Annotated in this window: 5 protein-coding genes; 4 read left to right on the top strand and 1 reads right to left on the bottom strand. The window is 64.9% G+C overall.

Annotated elements, in window-relative coordinates; all coding sequences use genetic code 11:
- The 4 genes from ABYV89_RS13370 to ABYV89_RS13355 form a co-directional block, all read left to right on the top strand.
- The coding region (locus ABYV89_RS13370) for a molybdopterin-containing oxidoreductase family protein (protein WP_432823446.1) at positions 1-1,513 on the top strand (1,513 nt) is incomplete at its 5' end.
- On the top strand, positions 1,510-3,207 hold the full coding sequence (locus ABYV89_RS13365; protein WP_432823445.1) for a potassium channel family protein: 1,698 nt from the start codon (positions 1,510-1,512) through the stop codon (positions 3,205-3,207). The genes ABYV89_RS13370 and ABYV89_RS13365, both read left to right, overlap by 4 nt.
- Before the next feature lie 39 nt (positions 3,208-3,246).
- Positions 3,247-4,689 carry a ribonuclease HI gene (gene rnhA / locus ABYV89_RS13360; protein ID WP_432823444.1) on the top strand — a complete coding sequence of 481 codons (1,443 nt, stop codon included), beginning with the start codon at positions 3,247-3,249 and terminating at the stop codon, positions 4,687-4,689.
- Between the two features lie 9 nt (positions 4,690-4,698).
- Positions 4,699-5,214, top strand: coding sequence for a GNAT family N-acetyltransferase (locus tag ABYV89_RS13355; protein ID WP_432823443.1), 516 nt, complete (start codon positions 4,699-4,701; stop codon positions 5,212-5,214).
- 91 nt (positions 5,215-5,305) lie between these two features.
- On the opposite strand, the gene ABYV89_RS13350 is transcribed toward ABYV89_RS13355, so the two are convergent.
- Positions 5,306-6,100 carry a transglycosylase domain-containing protein gene (locus tag ABYV89_RS13350; RefSeq protein ID WP_432823442.1) on the bottom strand — a complete coding sequence of 265 codons (795 nt, stop codon included), beginning with the start codon at positions 6,098-6,100 and terminating at the stop codon, positions 5,306-5,308.
- Positions 6,101-6,268: the final 168 nt, after the last annotated feature.

The raw sequence follows: 6,268 nt of genomic DNA, 5'->3' as shown, positions 1-6,268 counted from the left end.
CCGCATCTCCCACGACCCCCTCGACTACCTCAACAGCCGCAGCCTGCTCCTGTGGGGGCGCAACCCGGTGGTCACGGGGCCGACCCTGGCCCGCATCGCCGCCGACCTGCGCCGCCGCGGCGATACCGTCGTGCTGATCGATCCGGTGGCCAGCGAGAGTCGCCCCCTGGCCGACCTGCATATCCAACCGAAACCGGGGAGCGATGCCTGGCTGGCCATGGCCGCGGCCAAGCTGATTTTGCGGCAGGGCAAAGAGGATCGCGACTTTATCGCCGATTGCAGCGAGGGGTTCACCGGCTACCAGCAGATCCTCGACGGCTTTTCGCTGGACGAACTGTGCCGGCGCTGCGACGTGCCGCAACAGCAGGTCGCGGCGCTGGCCGACCTGCTCACCGAGAACCGGCCGGCCGCCATCACCCTCGGCTGGGGAATGCACCGCTACGAGTACGCCCACCTGGCGCTGCGGAGCATCGACGCTTTGGGAGCGATCGCCGGCTGCATCGGCGTCTCCGGCGGCGGCGTCAGCCAGGGGTTTGACGAATACGCCCCCTTCGACATGGCTCTTGCCGGCGACCACTGGCATCCCGGTCGGCGCCGGCTGCTGATGCCCCGCCTCGGCGCCGACCTCCTCGCCGCCAGAGACCCGAAGATCGAGATGATCTTCGTCACCGCCGGCAACCCGGTGGCCATGGCTCCCAACACCGCCCTGGTAAGGCAGGCTTTTGGGCAGACCCCGTTCGTGGTGGTGGCCGGCCTCTTTCTCGACGACACCGCCCGCACGGCCGACCTCATTCTGCCGACCACCACCTTTTTAGAGGAAGACGACTTCGTCGGCAGCTACGGCCACAGCTACGTCGGCCCGGTCAACCGGGCCGTCGCCCCCCCCGGCGACTGCCGCAGCGATTTCGACATCTTCTGCGCCCTGGCCCAGCGCTTCGATTTCGCCGACGAATTCCGCCGCACCCGCGACCAGTGGCAGCAGCGCCTGCTGGCGCCGGTGCTGGCCCAGGGGCTCGACCTGGAGGCATTGCGCCGGGGTCCGCAGCGGCTCCCCGATGTTCCCGCCGTCCCCTACCGCGACCGCCGCTTCCCCACCCCTTCGGGCAAATTCCGCTTTCTGCAGACATTCGATGCGCCGGCCGCCATGCCGGACAGCACCCATCCCCTGCACCTGCTCTCCACCGCCCCCCCGCAGTGGCTCTGTTCGGAGACGACCCCGGCCGCCCAGCAGCAGCCGGCGGAGCTGCGCCTGCATCCGGAAACCGCGAAAGCGGCCGGCCTCGCCGGGGGGGATCTGGCCTGGGTCGAAAACGAACGCGGGCGGGTCGCCGGCCGGGTGCGGTTGGCAGCGGCCGAACGGCGTGATACCCTGGTCTTCCCCCGCGGCAAATGGCTCGCTTCGGGGAGCAGCGTCAACCAGCTGACCTGCGATGCGGTCAGCAAGGTCGGCAACGGCGCCAGCTACTACGATACCCGGGTGCGCATCTACCCGGTCAACGAGGATATTTCATGAAATCGATCGCCTCCGAGCTCGCCTATTTTCTGCGCGGGCGAGCCCGCAAGAACCTGAAGGTGCTGCTGCTCTACTGCCTCTTCCTGCTGGCGATGATCCTGGTCTACGCTACCATCTTCCGCTCCCTCATGTGGCATCTCGAGGGGCGTGAATTCTCCTTTATCGCCGGGGCCTACTGGACCATCACCGTCATGACCACCCTCGGCTTCGGCGACATCACCTTCCACACCGATCCCGGCTACATCTTCGCCGCGGTGGTGACCGTCTCGGGCGTCGTCTTTCTGCTGATCATCCTCCCCTTCGGCCTGATCAGTCTCTTTCTCGCCCCCTGGATCGAGCAGCGCCTGCGCTACCGCCCCACCTACGAGCTGCCGGCGCAGACCGCCGGCCACATCCTGATCTTCGGCGTCGACCCGATCACCCGGGCCCTGATCCGCAAGCTGCAGTCGCGCAAACTCCTCTTCGTGGTGGTCTCCGCCGACTACGAGCAGGCCCTGCATCTGGAAGAGCAGGAAGGCTTCAAGGTCGTCTACGGTTCATCGTCGGATGCCCAGGTTCTGACCGGCCTGCGGGTGGCCGCGGCCCGCTACGTGATCGCCAACCTGAGCGACCCGGAAAACACCAACCTCTGCCTGACCATCCGCTCCCTCTGCCAGACCCCCATCGCGGCCATGATCAACGAGCCGGAACACGTCGACCTGCTGCGCCTGGCCGGCGCCACCCAGGTCATCCCGCTGAAGAAAATTCTCGGCCGCTACCTCGGCACCCGGGCCACCACCCGCGGGGCCCTGGCCCACGTGCTCGACTCCTTCGGCAGCCTGCAGATCGCCGAAATCCCCATCCATGGCACCCCCTACGTCGGCAAGACCCTGCTCGAAGCCCAGATCCGTCAACAGACCGGCCTGGCGGTCATCGGCCTCTGGGAGCGGGGCGAATTCACCACGCCCGACCGCGACTCGGTTCTCGGCGAGCGCACCCTGCTGGTGCTGGCCGGCACCCGTGACCAGCTGGCCACGCTCGAACAGCTGACCGGCGAGGTCACGGAAGACGAGCTGATCTTCATTCTCGGCCACGGCCGCATCGGCTGCGCCGCCGCCAGTTTTCTCGACCGCAAGCCGATCCCCTTCATCCTGGTCGACCGCGAGGAAAGCCCGGCCTGCGACCAGCACGTGCCGGTCTACGGCGACGCCACCGGCCGGCAGATCCTCCACAAGGCCGGCATCGACCGGGCCAGCGGGCTGATCGTCACCACCAACGATGACAGCACCAACATCTTTCTCACCCTGACCAGCCGTCACCTGCACCCGCATATCCGCATCGTCGCCCGGGCCAACTCGGATGAAAACGTCAACCAGCTCTACGCCGCCGGGGCCGACTTCGTGGTCTCCAACGCCTCGGTCGGGGCGAGCATCCTGATGAACCTGCTCGAACACAAGGAATCGGCCTTTCTCACCGAGGGGATCGCCGTCTTCCGCCGCCAGCTGCCCGCGTCACTGGCCGGCAAGACCATCACCGAATCGCGCCTGCGCCCGCAGACCGGCTGCTCCATAGTCGCCATCGAACCGCCGGAAGACGCCGAAACGCAGGTCTCCCCCGAACCGGAAACCCGGCTTGAAGCGGCTAGCGGCCTGATCCTCATCGGCACCCCCGAACAGGAAAAAGCCTTCGACCGACTTTTCGGCCAGGAGCGCTGAGAAGAGCGGAAACACCTTGACCTCACCTCTGGAGAACCTGTGAACGTATCACCTCGACTGTACCTGCTGGACGGGTCCAGTTACATCTACCGCGCCTATTACGGCATCCGCGACCTGGCCACCGCCGGCGGGCTGCCGACCAATGCCGTTTTTGGTTTTACCCGAATGCTTCTCGAGCTGCTGCGGGAGAACCGCCCCGATTATCTCGCCGTCGTCTTCGACCGCCCAAGAGAAGAAACCTTCCGCCGGGAAATCTATCCCGAATACAAAGCCAACCGGGACGCCATGCCCGAAGATCTGCTGCCCCAGCTGCCGTACATCAAGAACATTCTGCGGGCCCTCAACATCCCCGCCCTGGAAGCGGACGGGTTTGAGGCCGACGATGTGATTGCCACCCTGGCCCGCCGCTATGCCGCCGAGGGGATCGAGATCACGGTCGTCACCGGCGACAAGGACCTGATGCAGATTGTCGGCGACGGCATCTGCCTGCTCGACACCATGAAGGAGAAACGCTCGGGGGTGCAAGAGGTCATTGAGCGCTTCGGCGTCACGCCGGAGCTGGTGCCGGATGTTCTGGGGCTGGCCGGCGACACCTCGGACAACATCCCCGGAGTTCCCGGAATCGGCGAGAAAACAGCCGCCGAGCTGGTCCAGCGGTTCGGCTCCCTCGAAGGCGTCCTCGAGTGGAAAAGCCTGGTCAGCGGGAAGAAGCGCAAGGAAAATCTGCAGGCCCATGAAGACCAGGCCCGGCTCTCGAAGAGACTGGCAACCGTCCGCTACGACGTTGCCCTGGAACTTTCCCTGGCCGACCTGCAGCGACAGGCGCCGAACCTTTCGGCCCTGGTGCCGCTGCTGCGGGAGCTGGAATTCGAGGCCCTGGAGATCGCGTTCACCCCGCCGGCGCCGGGGGTGGTCGAACTCTACAGCGATGGCTCGGGAAACGCCTCGGGGCCCGGGGGGTATGGTGTCGTCCTGCGCTACGGGGACCTGGAGAAGGAGTTGAGCGGTTTTGAACCGGTCGCCACCTCGCAGCGGATGGAACTGCTGGCGGCGATCAGGGGCCTCGAGGCCCTGAATAACCCGCGGAAGGTGCGCGTCTTCAGCGATTCACAGTACCTGGTCCGGGGGATGAGCGAGTGGATTCACGGCTGGATCCGCAGCGACCGGCTCGACACCCCGGATGCGCTCGCCAACCAGGACCTCTGGAAGCAGCTGGCGGCCCTCGCGAGCCGTCATGAGATCAGCTGGCAATGGGTGCGCGGCCACGCCGGGCACCCTTTCAACGAGCGCTGCGACAAGCTGGCCAAGCGGGCCGCGGAGGAGGGGATTCGGGCCGCCGAAGCGGCAGCTCGGCCCGAAGAAACCGAACCGAACGAGCAGGAACAACCCTTGCCGGCAGCACCGCTCAAGCAGGCCCCGGTTCCGGTCAGGGAGGATTCAGAATTCGCTAGCGAGGAGGACGGTCAACTGCGGCTGTGTTAGGATAACTCTATGAAAATACAGAAAGTCACGAAAGACCACCAGGCCAAGGTCTACGCGCTCTTGCGCCGCGCCTTTCCCGGCAGTGACTACGAAGCCGGGCTGGTGCAGAAATTTCACGAAAATGGCACACCCCTGCATGAATGGGTCTGCATTCATACCAACAAGGCCATCGCCTACATCGCCTTTTCCAACGCCTACCACGGCAGCGACCTTTGCGGCTTGCACCTGGCGCCGATGGCGGTGACCCCTGAATTTCAAATGCAGGGGGTGGGCTCTGAACTGCTCAACTTTGCCTTAAGGCAGGAGGAGATCAAGAGCCAGACCCTGTTCGTTTTGGGCGAACCCGGCTTTTATAAAAAGTTCGGCTTTGCACCCTGCCAGGTGCCGGTTTGCCCTTTTGATAAAAACAATGCCCACTTCCTGAGCCTGCGCAACGCTAACAGCAGCCACTTCATCGTTGGCTACGAACCGGAGTTTCAGCCGGCCGGCAAACCGCCGAAGGGCAAAGGGAAGAGCCGCCGTTGAGCGCGGCCCGAATCGGCCCAGACTGAAGCGTCCGGGGCCGGCCGCCGGCACCAATCATTCGAAAGGTCGCGCCCCCGGCGGGAGCGGGCGATCATCGTCCGCCGAGCTGATTCAATTCGACCAGGGCGTCGGCGATCTCGGTCTCGGAAAGGATCGAACGGAGGCCGAGCAGCTTGAGCAGTCGCGCCGCCCGCTGGCGCACCTTGACGGCCTTGGTCTGCGGGTTGAAGGCGATGCGCGGGCCGGGCAGGATGGCCGCGAGAAACGCCGATTCCGCCGGAGTCAGGGCAGCAACCGGCTTGCCGAAATGGTAGCGGGCCCCGTGACCGGCACCGTAGACCAGCGGGCCGAGCTCAACCACGTTCAGGTAGAGCTCCAGGATCCGCCCCTTGGTCAGCTCGCGTTCCACGCGCCGCGCGATCACCAGTTCCCGCAGCTTGCGCAGGACCGATTTATCCCGGGACAAAAACAGGTTCTTGGCCAGCTGCTGGGTGATGGTCGAGGCGCCGCGCTCCAGGCGCTTGCGCTTCAGATCGTATTTGAGCGCCTCCTTCAGCGCCGGCACATCGATGCCGCCGTGCTCGTAGAAGTTGGCATCTTCGGCGACAATCACCGCCCATTTCAGCTCGTCAGACAAAGACTCCAGCGGCGTCCAGTGCGGATTTTTCGGTCCCACCAGGAACGGGTGCCGCACTCCCTGCCAGTCGGGAACCTCGATGCTCAGCGAGGTGCGGCGGTCTTTGAGCGGGGCGATGTCGGGCAGGTCCCAGAAGACCCAGGCCGCGAGCCCCCCGCCGGCCAGCGCCAGCGCGGCCAGCAGCCAAAGCGAATATTTAAGCAGCCTTGCTGCCCAGCGCAACAGTTGCCGGAACGATTTCCAAATCATGTTCATTCCCATGTTTTCCACGAAAAAAGCAATAAAGAGATAGGTCGAATCGACCTATCTCTTTATTGCTTCAACTTGTCAAGAAATAACGCTGCGGCCGGCCCCGGGTGCCAGGATCAGAGACGACTAGGAGCCTGTCGGGCTTTGCGGGCCGCAATGAAAAATTGG

This window comes from Trichloromonas sp. (assembly GCF_041583255.1).
Taxonomy (GTDB): Bacteria; Desulfobacterota; Desulfuromonadia; order Desulfuromonadales; family Trichloromonadaceae; genus Trichloromonas.
Note: the sequence above shows the minus strand (reverse complement) of the source record. Positions and strands in the feature narration are given on the sequence as shown.

Coding starts and splice junctions, on each gene's coding strand:
- ABYV89_RS13365 (WP_432823445.1), top strand. CDS start 1,510: ATGAAATCGATCGCCTCCGAGCTCGCCTATTTTCTGCGCGGGCGAGCC.
- ABYV89_RS13355 (WP_432823443.1), top strand. CDS start 4,699: ATGAAAATACAGAAAGTCACGAAAGACCACCAGGCCAAGGTCTACGCG.
- ABYV89_RS13350 (WP_432823442.1), bottom strand. CDS start 6,100: ATGATTTGGAAATCGTTCCGGCAACTGTTGCGCTGGGCAGCAAGGCTG.